Consider the following 17222-nt stretch of genomic DNA (forward strand, 5'->3'; position numbering starts at 1 on the left):
GTCGATGCCCGCTCGTGTAGCGGGCATTGTGCTTTCTGGTCCCGCCAGGCAGGGCGCGTTCAGCGCGTCATCTGCGCCGTTGACATCGGTCCCCAAAGAGTAGCCCCTTCCAGCGGGCCAGTTCTGGCCCGCCATCGCCGTTTCCCTTCCAGATATCGCTCGCGCGCTTTTGACGCGCGACGCGTAGGTGAATCGACAGCAAAATTGCTATTGCTGTCAACCTTTTGCACGTTTTGCCGTTATCACTTTGTAATCGCCGCCACAGGCGATACCGCGCGTGACGCACCCGTCGCCGCGACCGCTCTCGCAAGGCCCGCATTGACCATGTTCCACCGACTTCAACACAGCTTCGAGCGCCTGCGCGCGCTGCCCGGCCGTGCAGCGAAAGTGCTTGGCAGCCGGGGACTTCTGTCGCCCGTGCTCGCGCTCGTTATTTGCGGGCTGCTGCTGGTCGTGCTGCAGCATCTGTCGGAGGCGGTGAATTACCGTTCGGTGATGCGCGAACTGCGCGAGCTGTCGCCGCGCGAGTGGATCGGCGCGCTCGGCGCGACCGCGCTTAGCTACGTCGCGCTGGTCGGGCGCGACGCGGTCGGCCTGCGCTATCTCGGCGCGAGCGTGCCGCGCGCGGCGCTGTGGGTCGGCGCGACGGCCGGCTCGGCGCTCGGCAATGCGACCGGTTTCGGCGCGCTGACGGGCGGAGCGGTGCGCGCGCGCGTGTATGGCGTCGCGAATATCACGCCCGCGCAGATCGGCCGCATGACCGTGTTCACGAGCGTGTCGCTCGCGCTCGCCCTGGTATTGATGACCGCGCTGGGCATGCTCGGCATGGCCGCACAGCTCGCGCCGATGCTGCATCTGTCGCCGGTCGCGCTGCGCTGGAGCGGCGCTGCGCTGCTGGTCGCGCTGGCGCTCGCCGCCGCCGCGTGCCGCCGCGAAACGCGGCCGATTCGCACGCGCTGGCAGTGGCTGTCGTTCGATATTCCCGCGCGCCGTGATCTGCTCGCGCAGGTCGCGCTGGCGGTGCTCGACGTGGTCGCCGCAGGTCTCGCGCTGTGGGCGTTGCTGCCGCATGCGAACGTGAGCTTCATCGGCTTTATCACCGTCTACGCGGCCGCGATGCTGCTCGGCCTGATCGGCCATACGCCTGGCGGGGTCGGCGTGTTCGAGGCGGCGATGGTGTTCACGCTGAGCGGAAGCGTGCCGATGCATCAGATGGTCGCCGCGCTGCTCGCGTATCGCGCGATCTATTTCGGCGTGCCGCTGATCGTCTCCGCGGCGCTGCTCGCGGGCTTCGAGGGGCGCGCGCTGAAGAACCGTCTGTCGATGCTGCAGGCGGAGCGCGTGTCGGAACTCGCGCCGCTGTTTCTGAGCCTCGTTACGTTCGTGGTCGGCGGCATGCTGGTCATCTCGAGCGCGACGCCGGCGTTCTGGCAGCGCATTCATGTATTGCGCGACGTGGTACCGCTGTGGGTGCTCGAAAGCTCGGCGATGCTGTGCAGCGTGCTCGGCGTGCTGCTGTTGTTCGTCGCGCGTGGGCTGCTGCGGCGGCTCGATGCGGCATGGTGGATGACGCTCGCGCTCGCATTGCTGAGCCTTGCGCTGTCGCTGACCAAGGGTCTCGCATTCGTCGAAGCTGGTGTGCTCGGCATGCTGATCGTGCTGCTGCTCGCGACGCGCAAGCGTTTCAACCGTCATTCGTCGCTGTTCGCCGAGCGTTTCACGGCCGGCTGGCTCGTGTCGATCGCGATGGTGCTGATGTTCGCGACGTGGGTCATGCTGTTCGCTTTCCGTGACGTGCCGTACACGCGCGACCTGTGGTGGCAATTCGCGTTCGACGAGCGCGCGCCGCGCGCGCTGCGCGCGACGCTCGCCGCCAGCGTGTTCGCCGCGACCTTTTCGTTCTGGCAATTGCTGCGTCCGGCGCCGGGCCGCTTCGTGAAGCCGGCGCCCGAAGATCTGCTCGACGCCGCGCGCATCGTGCGCGCGCAGGAACGCAGCGATGCCGGTCTCGCGTTGATGGGCGACAAGAGCTTCCTGTTTTCGGAATCGCGCGAGGCGTTCCTGATGTACGCGAAATACGGCCGCACGTGGGCCGCGTTGCACGATCCGGTGGGGCCGCGCGAAGAGTGGGCGGGTCTCATCAAAAAGTTCGTCGCGCTCGCGCATGCGCACGGCGGTCGCGCCGCGTTCTACCAGGTGCGCGCGAATGCGCTCCCGCTGTATCTCGACGCCGGCCTCACGCTGATGAAGCTCGGCGAGGAAGCGCACGTCGTGCTCGACGACTTCGATCTGAAGGGCTCGCACCGCGCGCATCTGCGCTATGCGTTGAAGCGCGGCGAGCGCGATGGCTTTAGCGTCGAAGTGATCGATCAGGCGCGTGTGCCGGCGTCGCTCGAAACGCTGCGCGGCATTTCCGATGGCTGGCTCGGCAGCCACGATGCGCGCGAGAAGAGTTTCTCGGTCGCCGCTTTCCACGACGAATACCTCGCCGCGCAGTCGGTGATGCTGGTGCGCCAGAACGGCGAACCGGTCGCGTTCGTCACCTTCATGACGACCGATATGAATACCGAGGCGACCGTCGGCGTGATGCGTCACGTCGAAAGCGCGTCGCCGTACGCGATGGAATATCTGTTCACGCAGCTCGCGCTGCATCTGAAGCAGGCGGGCTTCCGCTCGCTCAGTCTCGGCATTGCGCCGCTCTCCGGCGTGCAGCCGACTCCGCTCGCGTCGCGCTGGCATCGGCTGGCCGGCATCGTGTGGCGCTTCGGCGGCCGCTTCTATAACTTCCGCGGACTGCGTGCTTTCAAGAGCAAGTTCCAGCCGCGCTGGGAGCCGCGTTATCTCGCGGCATCCGGTTCGGGCGTGTTCTTCACGCTCGCGGACCTGTCGCTGCTGGCAGGAGGCCGGCGTTCATGACATTGCATCCGTTGTTCCGGCTCGCCGTCGCGGCGAGCGTTCTGAGTGGCGGCGCGCTCGCGCACGCGGCCACCACCACCGTACCGGGCGGCCGCTATGGCGACGTGCGCGTCACGCAGCCCGAGGGGCCGCTGCGCGGCTTCGTCGTACTGTATTCGCAGGCGAGCGGCTGGAGCGCGGCCGATCAGCAGAGCGCCGATGCGCTCGCGAAAGCGGGCGCAATGACGGTCGGCGTCGATACCGCGCGCTACGAGGCCAACCTTGCCGCGAAAAAAGAAACCTGCCATCAACTGGTGGGCGACGCCGAGGCGCTTAGCCATCAGCTCGAACGACAATCGCAGTCGAGCCGCTACTTCGCGCCGATCGTCGCGGGTACGGGGCAGGGCGCAACGCTGGCGATGCACGTGCTCGAGCAGGCGCCGTCCAATACGATCGCGGGCGCGGTGTCGGTCGACGCCGACCGCACGCTCGACGCGCGCTTCGAACCGTGTCCGCCCGACCCGACCGTGATCCGCGACAAGGTGCCGGGCTTCGTCGAAACGGCGAGCACGGGCAACGCCGATCGCGCGCGTCTGGTCGCTTTGCTGACGCCGCATCTGCAGCCGGTCTCGACGAGTGCCGACGACGTCTCCGACCTGCCGCTGATCGAGTTGCCGGCCGCGCATCCGAACGGCCTGATGGCGATCGTGATTTCCGGCGATGGCGGCTGGCGCGATCTCGATAAGACGATCGCGCAGGCGTTGCAGAAAGATGGCGTGTCGGTGGTCGGCTGGGACAGCCTGCGGTATTTCTGGAGCGAGAAGCCGCCCGCGCAAACGAGCCGCGATCTCGCGCGCGTGATGCAAACCTATGGCGAGCGCTGGCACGCGCAGCACGTTGCGCTGATCGGCTACTCGTTCGGCGCCGATGTGATGCCGTTCGCGTATAACCGTCTGCCGCAGGCGCAGCGCGATAAGGTGTCGCTGATGTCGCTGCTCGGCTTCGCGCCCGACGCCGACTTCCAGATCCGCGTCGGCGGCTGGCTCGGCATGCCCGCGAGCGACAAGGCGCTGAACGTGCGGCCCGAGTTGACGCATGTGCCGCCGTCGATCGTTCAATGCTTTTATGGCGAGAGCGAGACCGACACGCTGTGTCCGGCGCTCGACAAGAGCGGTGTAGAAGTCATCCGCACCTCCGGCGATCATCACTTCGGCGGCGATTACAACGCGCTGGAGCGACGCATTCTCGCGGCATTCAAGAAGCAGAGCGGCGTGCGCGATTGATTGCGGCGTTGGCTGTATCAGCGGGGCGCGCTTGACGGCGCTCCCCCGTTTTTTTGCTGCTCCGTTCTGGCCGGAACCGTGGTCCGCGGAGATTGACAAAGCCTGCCAAGTCGACGAAGATCGTCGGCATGAACTGCCTCGACATCCGTATTGCGCTGATTATTAGCATCATTCATCGAATGGTGGGTTAGCGCGCGTCGACTTGCAGTGACACGTAACCCGCCAAACGAGGCGGGTTTTTTTATGTCCGCTTTCAGGTTCATTCTCTACCTGCCTCCTGGCGAACATGCTGCGATTGCCATCGATGGATGTCGATCGCGGTTGATTCGTTGTTGCATCGAACGTTGCCACCCAGGAGCTTGCCGTGCTGTTAACCGAACTCGAACAGGCCGCCGCAGCGGCCGGGCGCGTCGCGCCGTCTCACGACTATCTGAAAAAGACCCTGACCGCGCGCGTCTACGACGTGGCGCGCGAGACCGAACTCGAACCCGCGCCGAACCTGTCGGCGCGGCTGCGCAATCCGGTCTATCTGAAGCGCGAGGACAACCAGCCGGTGTTCTCGTTCAAGCTGCGCGGCGCGTACAACAAGATGGCGCATATTCCGGCCGAAGCGCTCAGCCGCGGCGTGATCACCGCGTCGGCGGGCAATCATGCGCAGGGCGTCGCGTTGTCGGCCGCACGCATGGGCGTGAAGGCGATCATCGTCGTGCCGGTGACGACCCCGCAGGTCAAGGTCGACGCGATCCGCACGCACGGCGGGCCGACCGTCGAGGTCGTGCAGTTCGGCGAATCGTATAGCGATGCCTACGGTCACGCGGTCAAGCTGCAGGAGGAGCGCGGCCTGACCTTCGTGCATCCGTTCGATGATCCGTACGTGATCGCCGGCCAGGGCACGGTGGCGATGGAAATCCTCAGCCAGCACCAGGGGCCGATTCACGCGATCTTCGTGCCGATCGGCGGCGGCGGTCTCGCGGCCGGTGTCGCCGCATACGTGAAATCGGTGCGCCCGGAGATCAAGGTGATCGGCGTGCAGACCGATGATTCGTGCGCGATGGCCGCGTCGCTGAAGGCGGGCGAGCGCGTGACGCTGAACGAGGTGGGCCTGTTCTCGGACGGCACCGCGGTGAAGCTCGTCGGCGAGGAAACCTTCCGCCTGTGCAGCGAATATCTCGATGAAGTGCTGCTCGTGAACACGGATGCTTTGTGCGCGGCGATCAAGGACGTGTTCCAGGACACGCGCAGCGTGCTCGAACCGGCGGGCTCGCTCGCGGTGGCGGGCGCCAAGCAGTACGCCGAACGGGAAGGCATCGAGAACCAGACGCTGATCGCGATCACGTCGGGCGCGAACATGAACTTCGACCGCATGCGCTTCGTCGCCGAACGCGCTGAAGTGGGCGAAGCCCGCGAGGCGGTTTTCGCGGTGACGATCCCCGAAGAGCGCGGCAGCTTCAGGCGCTTCTGCGAACTGGTCGGCACGCGCAGCGTCACCGAATTCAACTACCGGATCGCCGACGCGAACTCGGCGCATATCTTCGTCGGCGTGCAGATCCGCAACCGCAGCGAATCGGCGCAGATCGCCGGCGCCTTCGAAGCGCACGGCTTCGCGACCGTCGATCTGACCTTCGACGAACTGTCGAAGCAGCACATCCGCTACATGGTCGGTGGCCGCTCGCCGCTCGCGCGCGACGAACGTCTGTTCCGCTTCGAGTTTCCCGAGCGTCCGGGCGCGCTGATGAAATTCCTGTCGTCGATGGCGCCGAACTGGAACATCAGCCTGTTCCACTATCGCAACCAGGGCGCGGACTACAGTTCGATTCTGGTCGGCATTCAGGTGCCTGAAAGCGACCACGCGGCGTTCGAGCGCTTCATCGAAACGCTCGGCTATCCGTGCTGGGAAGAAACGAGAAATCCGGTCTACCGGCTGTTTCTCGGCTAGTCGAAGCTCGTTTAGCGGATCGGGGTTTACCTGAGTGGACGCCACGCCGGCAGAACGAGCCGAATGTCGTCCAAATCGCCGGAAAGGCCCGCCAGTCTTGCGTTTTTGGCCGATACAACGACGCTGCACCGGCGCCTCTCTTACACCTTCTATCGCCTAGCGCGATACGGCCTATCCGCCATATCGCATTGCCGGATAGGTGTCACGATCGTCACACTGAGCGCAAATTTCATCACCGCATTCAGGAGACATCTATGCGCACCCAAGTTGGCATCATCGGTGCAGGGCCTGCCGGCCTGTTTCTTTCCCATCTGCTTCATCTGCGCGGTATCGACTCGGTCGTGCTCGAAACGCGCACCCGCGATCAGATCGAATCGACGATCCGCGCCGGCGTGCTCGAGCAGGGCACGATGGACCTGCTGACGCAAACCGGCGTCGGCGAACGCATGAAAGCCGAAGGCGCGCTGCATCACGGTTTCGAACTCGCGTTCGACGGCAAGCGCCGCCGCATCGATCTGACCGATCTCACCGGTCAGGCGATCACGGTTTATGCCCAGCACGAAGTGATCAAGGATCTCGTCGCGGCGCGTGTCGCCGCGGGCGCCGAACTGCGTTTCGGCGTGTCGGATACGTCGGTGCACGGCATCGATACCGATAAGCCGTCGATCCGCTATCGCCACGAAGGCGCGGAGCACGAACTGCAATGCGACTTCGTGATCGGCTGCGACGGCTCGCAAGGCGTGTCGCGCCAGGCTATTCCGCAGGCGCTGCGCAAGGATTTCGAGCGCGTCTATCCGTTTGGCTGGTTCGGCATTCTGTGCGAAGGCCCGCCGTCGTCGGACGAACTGATCTACGCACGCCACGAGCGCGGCTTCGCGCTGATCAGCACGCGCTCGCCGAACGTGCAGCGGATGTATTTCCAGTGCGATCCGAAGGACTCGGTCGACAATTGGTCCGACGATCGCATCTGGGCGGAGCTGCATGCGCGCGCCGATTCGGACGAGGGCCATAAGCTCATCGACGGCAAGATCTTCCAGAAGAATATCGTCGGTATGCGCAGCTTCGTGTCGACGACGATGCAGTACGGCCGCCTGTTCCTCGCTGGCGACGCCGCGCATATTGTGCCGCCGACCGGCGCGAAGGGCCTGAACCTCGCGGTCGCCGACGTGAACGTGCTCAGCAAGGCGCTCGACGCGTTCTACAAGGAAAACCGCACCGATCTGCTCGACCGTTATAGCGAAACCGCGCTCAAGCGCATCTGGCGCGCCGAGCACTTCTCGTACTGGATGACCAGCATGCTGCACCGTATCGAAGGCGCTTCGGCGTTCGAGCAGCAGTTGCAGGTTGCCGAGCTCGAGTACGTGACGACGTCGCGCACGGCCGCGACGGTACTGGCGGAGAACTACGTAGGCGCCGCCGGCGCGCAGATGCAGGCGAATCTGTAAATGCCACTGCAAGCACCGCGCGATCATCGGGATCGCTAATTGATCGACAGATCCCGATGCGCGGCCGCCTGAAACTCCTTGGGCGTGACACCGGTCTGCTTGCGGAAATAGCGGCTGAAATAGGCCGCGTCTTCGAAACCGAGCGCATGCGCGATCTGTTTGATACTCGAACCCGAGTACACCAGATCGCGTTGCGCCTCGCGTATCAACTGGTCGTTGACGAGCGACAGCGGCGAATGGCCAAGCTCCTCACGACAGATGCGGCCCAGTTGCGCCGCGGTCACCCCCAACTTTTCCGCGTAAAAATCGATTGGCAGATGCTCGCGCACATGCGCGGCGATCAGTTCGCGTAGCCGTTTGATCTGCGCGGCGCGCCGGTCATTGACGGTCGCACCCGCGTTTAACGCGGCATCGGTCAGACGCGCGACCTGCACAAATAGTGCAATCATCAGCGACATGCCCGCGGCGATATGGCCGCGCGCGCTGCCCCGAAATTCCTGCTCCAGCAAACCGAACAACGGCATCAACGTGCGCTCGCCGATGGCGGGCCGCACGGGAATCAGCGCGGGCCGTTGCAGCACCGGCATGAGGCCCGGCGACACCGCTTTCGAAATCGTCTCCAACGCGCGCTGTGCGGCGGTAATCACGAGCCCGTCGATCTCCGGCGAAAATACGAAACCATGCACCGTTTGCGCCGGAAGCAGGATCAGGCATGGCGCTTCGATCGTGAGCTTTTCGCTCTCGATCAGCACGTAGCCCGAACCGCTGCGGATATAGAGAATCTGCAGCAACGCATCGTGCCGGTGCGCGGAGATATGCCAGTCGTTCGGCCGACTGCGCTCGGCGATCCATTCGAAATTGAACGCGTCGTACCACGGCGGCCGCGCGGACTCTCCGTACAGATCGTAGTTAGGGATATTTCTCATGCAGTTTGGTCTCCTATGTTCGAATTGTCCTGCGATGCGCTGCCTTTGTCCAATTTCGTCCCGAAGCGCGTGGCTATACTTTTTTCCATCGAAGACGCGGCCGAATGCCGTCCGCGCGGCATGATCCAGAGAAGCGCACGCGGATGCAACGCCTCGCGCATCCCGAAGCAATCGCCAATGCGAACGGCTTTCTCATGTCGGACGCGGCCAGCCATATCGCGGGCGCGGTCCTGAGGGTCGATGGCAGCTCGCACGCCTACGGCGCGGCAGGCGACCAGGCAATTCGAACAACAAGAAAATATCTCTTCATCTCAAGGAGACATAGCAATGACCAAGCAGAAAGGAGCGCGCACATGAGCCGCTCCGAACGCAGTGTAGATGTGCAGGCCTTCATCGACGGACAGCGTTTCTCGCCGTTTCAGTGGACGATTCTGGTGCTGTGTTTTCTGGTCGTCGCGGCCGATGGTTTCGACACCGCCGCGGTCGGCTTTATCGCGCCGTCGCTCGTGCAGCAGTGGGGCATCGCGCGCAGCGCGCTCGGCCCGGTGATGAGCGCGGCGCTGGTCGGACTCGGCATCGGCGCGCTCGCGGCCGGCCCGTTCGCGGACCGCATCGGACGCAAGACGGTGCTGGTGCTGTCGGTGTTCTTCTTCGGGCTGTGGAGTCTCGCGGCGGCCCGCGCGACGTCGATCGAATCGTTGACCGTGCTGCGCTTTTGCACCGGCCTCGGTCTCGGCGCGGCGATGCCCAACGCGGTCACGCTGATGTCCGAGTACGCACCCGCGCGGATTCGCGCGGTCGCGGTCAATGCGATGTTCTGCGGTTTTTCGGGCGGGCTCGCGCTCGGTGGCTTTGCGTCCGCATGGCTGATTCCGAATCTCGGCTGGCCGAGCGTGCTGGTCGCGGGCGGCATCGGCCCGCTCGTGCTGAGCGTGCTGCTGATTCTGCTGCTGCCGGAATCGGCGCAATTCCTCGCGGTGCGCAAGCGGGCCGATCAACGGATCGCGCGAATCCTGCAACGCATCGCGCCTCACGACCGCTTCGACGGATGCCGCTTCTTCGCGGTCGACGTGCGCCGCAATAGCGCCGACTCGCGCTCGCAGTGGGCGCTCGCGATCGTCCTGTCGGCGCGCTACCGTTTCGGCACGCTGATGCTGTGGCTTGCCTATTTCATGGGGCTGCTGATTTACTACCTGCTGACCAACTGGCTGCCGACGCTGTTCAAGGACACCGGCTTTTCCGGCGAAAAGGCCGCGTTGATGACGTCGTTGTTTCCGCTCGGCGGCATCCTCGGCAATCTGTGCGTCGGCTGGGTGATGGATCGCTTCGCCGGCCATCGCGTGATCGCGTTCACCTATGTGCTCGTCGGTGCGCTCGTGCTGCTCGTCGGGCGGGGCGTCGGCCATCAGGTCTGGCTCGGCGCGCTGATCTTCCTGACCGGCACGGTCGCGACCAGCGCGGTGACGTCGATGTCGGCGCTCGCGGCGAGTTTCTACCCGACCCGGGCGCGCGCGACGGGCGTGGCGTGGATGCTGGGAATCGGCCGGGTCGGCGGCGTGGCGGGCGCGTTCGTCGGCGCGGCGTTGATGGGGCTCGGCTGGCAGTTCGGCGCGGTGTTTAGCCTGCTCGCGGTGCCGGCCGTGATCGCGGCGGGCGGGGTGGTGTTGATGATGCGGCGCGAGCCGCTCGATCACGCATCGGTCGATGACAACGTCAGCGCGATAGCGATCGAGTGAAGTCCGGCGTCGGGCGTGCCGCTACGCTCGAACGATGCGCGACCGCTCAGGTCGCGCGCAGCAACGCCATTTCGTTGTGCAGCAGCGCGAGCAATTCGTCGTCGGTCGGCCGCGTGCCCCAGTGGCGCGCGCCGGCCACCGACGCGATCGCTATCCACGAATGCGGTGGAAAACCATTCGCGCACCAGCGTGCCGTCCTGGCGCAGGCACAGCTGGCCGGTCAGCTCGCTGTATTCGGCGCATATCTGCGCACCGTCGACCTGCGCGCTTACTCGTCTCGGATCATTGCGTAGCACGTCGTCGCTCCTGTCAAAGGGGTGGCGCGAATGCAAGCGCGGCATCGTGGCGCGATTAACGCCACCTGGCTTCCATCAATGGTCATGCCCGTGACCGTGCCAGCCGTTGTCGTGCCAGTCGTTGTCGTGCCAGTCGCGATGCGGGCCGCGTGCATCGCGCCATTCGTCGTGGTGACGTTCCCACTCGCGACGCTCCCAATAGCGACGACCATCGTAGTAACGATCGCCGTACCAGCCCGGCGCGATCACGACCGCGGGCGGCGGCGGAGGCGCATACACGGGCGCGGGCTGCACATAGACCGGCGGGGGCGGCGGAGCCTCGACCACGGCGGGCGCGACCGCGATGCCGGGCACACCGATATTCACGCCGACATCGACGTGCGCGAAAGCGGCCGTCGATGCGCCGATCGCGAGACCCGCGATGACGCTCAACGATATCAAGCGGTTGCGTGAAAGACTCATGATTGTTCTCTGTTGTGTGGATGTCTGTGATGGAGTGGCGAGCCGGACGCGCACCTACTGCGCGTGATGGCCCGATCAATAGCGTTCGTAGTAGTGGTCGTGATGCGGATGATCGCCGCCAGGGACGACGATGCAGCCGCTCAACGCGCCGCCGAGCGTGGCGGCGAGAATGACCAATGCGAGAATTTTTTTCATGATGTTGCTCCCTGAAATCTGTGATGCGAGTGCCTGTCGTGCGAAGCGTTTCATCTAAACCGCTTTCGTTTGAACCGAACTCTACTGAGCGGCGCGATTACCGATGTGTTTGTGTGTAACAGGACGTGTCGATTGGAGGTCACATCGATACGTTCACGCGAGTGCGATGAACGGAGAGGGAAAGCGCCGGGGACTAGATGTCGAAATGCCGGGCGATAGTCAGGCGTGCGGCCAAACCCTTGAAGAGGCTATGAAAAAAACCGCATTCAAGCGCAGGCGATGCATGGATGCGGAGCGAAGGTTCGGCGCATCGATTGCTGAAAAAAGAAGCGAATGGAATTTCGCCTTATCTATGCCGCGCAGATACATTCGGTTGCAGACTGGTCATCGGGCTCGCCATGGGTTCGTGCGAGCACGATGAAATGACGCCACACCTGTAGCGTCATCAGGCTGTCTTACTGCGCGGCCGCGGGCTCCTGGGCGGTCGCTTCGCGATAGCCGAGCCGCGCCGAAATCGCGAGACCGGCTTCTTTGAGCAGCGCGACGTAATGCTGCTTCGTGTCGGCGCCGCAGCGCATCGTCGGAAACGAAATCGACAGACCGGCGATCACGCGGCCGAAGCGGTCGAACACCGGCACCGCGATACATTGCAGGCCTTCTTCCTGCTCCTCGTTGTCCTCGCCGTAGCCCTGCTCGCGTACGTGCGGCAGGATGCTCAGCACCGCTTCGGCGCAGGTCAAGGTTTTTTGCGTCGACTTGCGGAATTCGATGTGCGAGAGCACGTCGCGCGCATCGGCCGGGTCCATCCATGCGAGCAGCACCTTGCCGATCGCCGTGCTATGCAGCGGATTGCGCCGGCCGATTCGCGACTGCATGCGCAGCCCGTAGTCGGCATCGATCTTGTGGATGTAGATGATCGCGTCCTCGTCGAATGCGCCGAGGTGTACCGCTTCGCGCGTCATCTGGCCGATGCGGCGCATGTCGACGTCGGCCTCGCGCACCAGATCGACGCTTTCGAGCGCTTTCGCGCCGAGCTCGAACAGGCGGATCGTCAACCGATAGCGCTCGGTTTCGACTTCCTGAGTCACGTAGCCAAGCGCCTTCAGTGTTTGAATCACGCGATGCACGGTCGTCTTCGACATGCCGAGCCGTTGCGACAACTCGCTGATGCCGATCTGCCCGGTGTCGCCGATCGCGCCGAGAATCGCGAACACGCGCCCGATCGACGACGCCGATTCGCCTCGCTCACCGCTGTCTGTATCCAGCGCCTTATCGAGCGCTTTGTCGCGCGCAGTGTTTCTCGCCGTGTTTCTGTCTGTTCCCGCTGCCGCCATGTCGATCATTCCCTGTCTGAGCCAAGTCGCGCCGCTGTCGCATCGAGCCGATGCTCACCCGGCGCGAGAGCATAGCGCGTCGCGCGCGCTGATGGCGAACTCGTGCTGTCGCTAGCGCGCGAGCCAGCCGCCATCCACCGCCAGTGTATGCCCATGCACGTAGTCCGACGCCGACGAAGCGAGAAAAACCACCGGCCCCGCGAGATCGTCGGGCACGCCCCAGCGGCCGGCCGGAATGCGCCCGAGAATTTCTTCGTTGCGCTGCGCGTCGTCGCGCAACGCGGCGGTGTTGGCGGTCGCCATATAGCCGGGCGCAATGGCGTTCACGTTGATGCCACGCGCGGCCCATTCGTTGGCGAGCAGCCGGGTGAGACCGAGCACGCCGCTTTTCGACGCGGTGTACGACGCGACGCGAATACCGCCCTGGAACGACAGCATCGACGCGACGTTGATGATCTTGCCGCCGCCTTGCTGCCGCACGAACTGACGCGCCGCGGCCTGCGACAGAAAGAACAGGCTCTTCAGGTTCACGTCCATCACCGCATCCCAGTCGTCTTCGCCGAACTCGAGCGCATCTTCGCGGCGGATGATGCCCGCGTTGTTGACCAGCACGTCGAGGCGGCCAAATGCTTCGACCGCGGCGCGCACGATGTCGTCGACCGATGAGGTCGACGCGAGATCGGCGCGCACGTCGGCGAAGCGGCGTCCGAGCGCCTCGACGCGCATGGCGGTCGTGCCAGCGTCCGCGCGGCTGACGCCGACGATGTCGCAGCCGGCCGCGGCGAGCGCGACCGCCATGCCGGCGCCGAGGCCGGTGTTGCTGCCGGTCACGATGGCGACCTTGCCGCTCAGATCGAAAGTATTCATTGTGGTCGGGCTCATGTTCGCTCAGCGCAACTCGCGAACCGCGAGATGGTCCATGTCGCCAAACACCTGGTTCTCACCGACCATGCCCCAGATGAACGTGTACGCGCGCGTGCCGACACCCGAATGAATTGACCAGCTCGGCGAGATCACCGCCTGCTCGTTGCGCACGACGATATGCCGTGTTTCGTGCGGCTCGGCCTGTCTCACATCCATTGATCGTTCTCCTGTCGGTATGCGGGGCGCGGTGCCGCCTTGTGCCGAGACTGTAACGCAGAATCGCAATTTCGGAACATCGGTCCGAAAATTTCTCGGCGAGCGATCGCGGCTGGAATGGCGTACTGAGAGCGACCGGGTAAACGATAGTCAGGTTTAAGAACTCAGACGGAACGACGTTCCTTTCATGATGCTATATTGCGCCGGACAGGGAGAGCCCGGCGCAGACCGGGACACCAACACGGGTCATTGATCCGCTAACAGGACGTCACCGTCCATGGAGGAGACATGAAGATCAAGAAGGCCATCGACCGCATTCCAGGCGGCCTGATGCTGGTGCCGCTACTGCTCGGCGCCTGTGTGCATACGTTCGCGCCCGGCGCGGGCAAATATTTCGGCTCGTTCACCAACGGCCTGATTGCCGGCACCGTGCCGATTCTGGCGGTATGGTTCTTCTGCATGGGCGCAACGATCGACCTGCGCGCGACCGGCACCGTGCTGCGCAAGTCGGGCACGCTGCTCGCCACCAAGATGCTGGTCGCATGGATCGTCACGCTGATCGCGGCGCGCTTCATTCCGATCGACGGCATCAAGACCGGGCTCTTCGCGGGGCTGTCGTTGCTCGCAATCACGACCTCGATGGACATGACCAATGGCGGTCTTTACGCGGCCGTGATGCAACAGTACGGCACGAAGGAAGAGGCGGGCGCGTTCGTGCTGATGTCGGTCGAATCGGGGCCCCTGATCAGCATGATCATTCTTGGAGCCACGGGTGTGGCGTTCTTCGAGCCGCGGCTGTTCGTCGGCGCGGTGCTGCCGTTTCTGATCGGCTTTGCACTGGGCAACTTCGATAGCGAGCTGCGCGAGCTGTTCGGCCGCTGCGTGCATCCGCTGATTCCGTTTTTCGGCTTTGCGCTCGGCAACGGCATCGATCTGAACGTGATCGTCACTAGCGGTTTGCCGGGCATCGTGCTGGGGCTCGGCGTGATCGTCGTGACCGGCGTGCCGCTGATTCTGGCTGATCGCTGGATCGCGGGCGGCAATGGCGCGGCGGGGCTCGCGGCGTCGTCGACGGCGGGGGCGGCGGTCGCGAATCCGGCGATCATCGCCGACATGATTCCGAGCTTCAAACCGCTGGTGCCGGCCGCCACCGCGATGGTCGCCACCGCTTGCCTCGTGACCGCGATTCTGGTGCCGATCCTCACGGCGCTGTGGGTGCGCCGGCATCATCCGCGCGGCACGCTGCGCGAGGAGTTCACCACGGTGACGCAGGCCGCGCCGCTCAATGAGTAGCGCTATGCACCTGTTTGAATGAGTCAGTAGCAGGGCAGGAAGCTGGCGCGCCGCTCAGCGCGCCAGCTTCGTTTCGAGCATCGCTTTCACCGCGGGCCATTCGTCGTCGATGATGCTGAAGCGCACCGAGTTGCGCTTGCGCCCATCGGGCATGATCCGCTCGTGCCGCACGATGCCTTCCTGTTTCGCGCCGATGCGCAGGATCGCCGCGCGCGATCTGTCGTTGAGCTCGTCGGTCGTGAATTGCACGCGCACGCAGCGCATCACGTCGAATGCGTGGCACAGCAGCAGATACTTCGCCTCGGTGTTGACGACCGAGCGCTGCGCCGAGGCGGCGAGCCACGTATGGCCGATTTCGAGCTTGCGGTTCGCGCGATCGATCTTCCAGAACCGCGTGCTGCCGACGATGCGGCCCGCGCCGTCGTTCCAGTCTTCCTCGTCACGCCGCACGATCACGAACGGCATCACCCTGGCCGCAGCGCGGCCGGCGAGCGCCCTGGCAATATAGGCATCGATCGTCGCCGGGCCCGGCACGACGGTCAGCTTCATGTCCCACAGTTGCCCGTCGGCGGCGGCGTCGACGAGCGCCTGCGCGTGGTCCTCGCGCAGCGGCCGCAACTCGACGAACGAGCCGCTCAGCGTGGGTTGCATCGATTCCGCGGAGATATCGTTCATGGCAATAAAAAAGGTCCGCGAGCGGAACACTCGTGGACCTGGCAGACCGGTTGATCCGTGCTCGGGAACGACGCGAGCGGCAAACCCGCGGCGCCATTACCGAAGCGCGCGATCAAGGTGATTAAACCGACATCACCGTGACTGCCTTGGTGACGAGGTAGGCTTCCATCGCCTCCGGGCCGCCTTCCGAGCCGTAGCCGGAATCCTTGACGCCGCCGAACGGCATTTCCGGCGTCGGCGTGGCGGGCTGGTTGATCCACAGCATGCCGACTTCCATGCGCTGCGACAGCAGATGCACGTTGGCGAACGACTTCGTATACGCGTAACCGGCGAGGCCGTACGGCAGACGGTTCGCTTCGGCGATCGCTTCTTCGAGCTTGTCGAAGCCGCGGATCGCGGCGACCGGGCCGAACGGCTCGTTGTTGAACACGTCGGCTTCGAGCGGCACGTCGGTCAGCACGGTGGCCGCGAAGAAGTTGCCTTCGGTACCGACGCGTTCGCCGCCCGTCGCGACCTTCGCGCCGGTCTTGCGGGCGTCGTCGACGATCTTGGCCATCGCGCTCAGACGGCGCGCGTTGGCGAGCGGTCCGAGCGTCGTGCCCTCGGCGAGACCGTCGCCGAGCCTCAGGCTTTCAGCGTGCTTGACGAGCGCCGCGGCGAACTCTTCGCGGATGCTGTTGTGCACGAGGAAGCGCGTCGGCGAGATGCAGACCTGGCCCGCGTTGCGGAACTTCGCGGCGCCGGCTGCCTTGACCGCGAGCGCGACGTCGGCGTCTTCCGCGACGATCACCGGGGCATGGCCGCCGAGTTCCATCGTCGCGCGCTTCATGTGCGAACCGGCCAGCGCCGCGAGCTGCTTGCCGACCGGCGTCGAGCCGGTGAACGTAACCTTGCGGATCACCGGATGCGGGATCAGGTAGCTCGAGATTTCGGCCGGATCGCCGAACACGAGGCCGACCGTGCCAGCCGGCACGCCGGCTTCGACGAACGCCTGCAGCAGCGCCGCCGGCGACGCCGGGGTTTCTTCCGGCGCCTTCACGAGGAACGAGCAGCCGCAGGCGAGCGACGCCGACAGTTTGCGCACGACCTGGTTGACCGGGAAGTTCCACGGGGTGAACGCGGCGACCGGTCCGATCGGCTCCTTCAGCACTTGTGACTGCGCGGCGAGGTTGCGCGACGGCACGATGCGGCCATACACGCGGCGGCCTTCGTCCGCGAACCATTCGATGATGTCCGCGGCCGCCAGCACTTCGACGCGCGCCTCGGCGAACGGCTTGCCCTGTTCCTGCGTCATCAGGCGGCCGATCTCGGCGGCGCGCTCGCGCACGAGAGCCGCAGCCTTGCGCATGATGGTGGCGCGCTCGTTGGCCGGCACCTTGCGCCAGGCTTCGAAGCCGCGCTGCGCGGCTTCGAGCGCGCGGTCGAGATCGGGGATGCCGGCATGCGCGACCTTGCCGATGGCCTGGCCGGTCGCCGGGTTGATCACGTCGAGGGTCTTGCCGCTGGCGGCGTCACACCATTCGCCGTTGATCAGAAGACGGGTATCGGTATAGCTCGAGATGGCCATGCTGGGTTCCTGTGAGAGGGAAAACAACAGGCCGCGTGGTTGTGCGGCACGAGGCGACACACCTACGCGGCCATGAATCAATTGCCGATATCAATTATC

Annotated in this window: 12 protein-coding genes and 2 pseudogenes; 6 read left to right on the top strand and 8 right to left on the bottom strand. The window is 64.8% G+C overall.

Annotation, left to right across the window (positions count from 1 at the left end; translation table 11 throughout):
- Positions 1-324 precede the first annotated feature (324 nt).
- The 4 genes from mprF (at position 325) to QFZ91_RS23000 (ending at position 7559) form a co-directional block, all read left to right on the top strand.
- Positions 325-2916 carry a bifunctional lysylphosphatidylglycerol flippase/synthetase MprF gene (mprF, locus tag QFZ91_RS22985; protein WP_429568524.1) on the top strand — a complete coding sequence of 864 codons (2592 nt, stop codon included), beginning with the start codon at positions 325-327 and terminating at the stop codon, positions 2914-2916.
- Entirely contained in the window at positions 2913-4178 is a 1266-nt protein-coding gene (locus QFZ91_RS22990; RefSeq protein WP_429568525.1) for a virulence factor family protein, read from the top strand. The genes mprF and QFZ91_RS22990 overlap by 4 nt, the downstream gene beginning before the upstream one ends.
- A gap of 364 nt (positions 4179-4542) precedes the next feature.
- On the top strand, positions 4543-6114 hold the full coding sequence (gene ilvA, locus QFZ91_RS22995) for a threonine ammonia-lyase, biosynthetic (protein ID WP_429568526.1): 1572 nt from the start codon (positions 4543-4545) through the stop codon (positions 6112-6114).
- 254 nt (positions 6115-6368) lie between these two features.
- Complete coding sequence (locus QFZ91_RS23000; protein ID WP_176108393.1) at positions 6369-7559, top strand: 4-hydroxybenzoate 3-monooxygenase; 1191 nt, start codon at positions 6369-6371, stop codon at positions 7557-7559.
- 35 nt (positions 7560-7594) lie between these two features.
- Here the strand turns inward: QFZ91_RS23000 and QFZ91_RS23005 are convergent, their stop codons facing one another.
- Positions 7595-8485, bottom strand: coding sequence for a helix-turn-helix domain-containing protein (locus tag QFZ91_RS23005; RefSeq protein WP_429568527.1), 891 nt, complete (start codon positions 8483-8485; stop codon positions 7595-7597).
- A gap of 353 nt (positions 8486-8838) precedes the next feature.
- Here QFZ91_RS23005 and QFZ91_RS23010 point away from each other — a divergent pair, with 353 nt between their 5' ends.
- Positions 8839-10221, top strand: coding sequence for an MFS transporter (locus QFZ91_RS23010; protein WP_429568528.1), 1383 nt, complete (start codon positions 8839-8841; stop codon positions 10219-10221).
- Between the two features lie 46 nt (positions 10222-10267).
- Here QFZ91_RS23010 and QFZ91_RS23015 read toward each other — a convergent pair.
- The 5 genes and pseudogenes from QFZ91_RS23015 to QFZ91_RS23035 form a co-directional block, all read right to left on the bottom strand.
- Positions 10268-10517 (bottom strand): annotated as a pseudogene (locus QFZ91_RS23015) (hypothetical protein).
- A 75-nt stretch (positions 10518-10592) separates the two neighbouring features.
- Entirely contained in the window at positions 10593-10979 is a 387-nt protein-coding gene (locus QFZ91_RS23020; protein WP_429568529.1) for a hypothetical protein, read from the bottom strand.
- A gap of 650 nt (positions 10980-11629) precedes the next feature.
- Positions 11630-12508, bottom strand: a complete 879-nt coding sequence (gene kdgR, locus QFZ91_RS23025; RefSeq protein WP_429568530.1) for a DNA-binding transcriptional regulator KdgR — start codon at positions 12506-12508, stop codon at positions 11630-11632.
- 111 nt (positions 12509-12619) lie between these two features.
- Complete coding sequence (gene kduD, locus QFZ91_RS23030) at positions 12620-13390, bottom strand: 2-dehydro-3-deoxy-D-gluconate 5-dehydrogenase KduD (protein WP_429568531.1); 771 nt, start codon at positions 13388-13390, stop codon at positions 12620-12622.
- A gap of 6 nt (positions 13391-13396) precedes the next feature.
- Positions 13397-13570: pseudogene (locus tag QFZ91_RS23035) on the bottom strand (5-deoxy-glucuronate isomerase); the annotation flags it as partial.
- 306 nt (positions 13571-13876) lie between these two features.
- Between QFZ91_RS23035 and kdgT the strand changes: the two are divergent.
- Positions 13877-14881 (top strand): 2-keto-3-deoxygluconate transporter, encoded by a 1005-nt coding sequence (gene kdgT / locus QFZ91_RS23040; protein ID WP_429568532.1) that lies wholly within the window; start codon positions 13877-13879, stop codon positions 14879-14881.
- A 54-nt stretch (positions 14882-14935) separates the two neighbouring features.
- On the opposite strand, the gene QFZ91_RS23045 is transcribed toward kdgT, so the two are convergent.
- The gene (locus QFZ91_RS23045) at positions 14936-15556 is read right to left on the bottom strand and encodes a GNAT family N-acetyltransferase (RefSeq protein ID WP_429568533.1); all 621 of its coding nucleotides are present in this window, start codon (positions 15554-15556) and stop codon (positions 14936-14938) included.
- Positions 15557-15677: 121 nt separating this feature from the next.
- A complete protein-coding gene (locus QFZ91_RS23050) occupies positions 15678-17123 on the bottom strand; it encodes an NAD-dependent succinate-semialdehyde dehydrogenase (RefSeq protein ID WP_429568534.1) in 1446 nt (481 codons plus the stop codon).
- Between the last annotated feature and the right edge of the window lie 99 nt (positions 17124-17222).

This window comes from Paraburkholderia sp. JPY419 (assembly GCF_050435705.1).
Taxonomy (GTDB): Bacteria; Pseudomonadota; Gammaproteobacteria; order Burkholderiales; family Burkholderiaceae; genus Paraburkholderia; species Paraburkholderia youngii.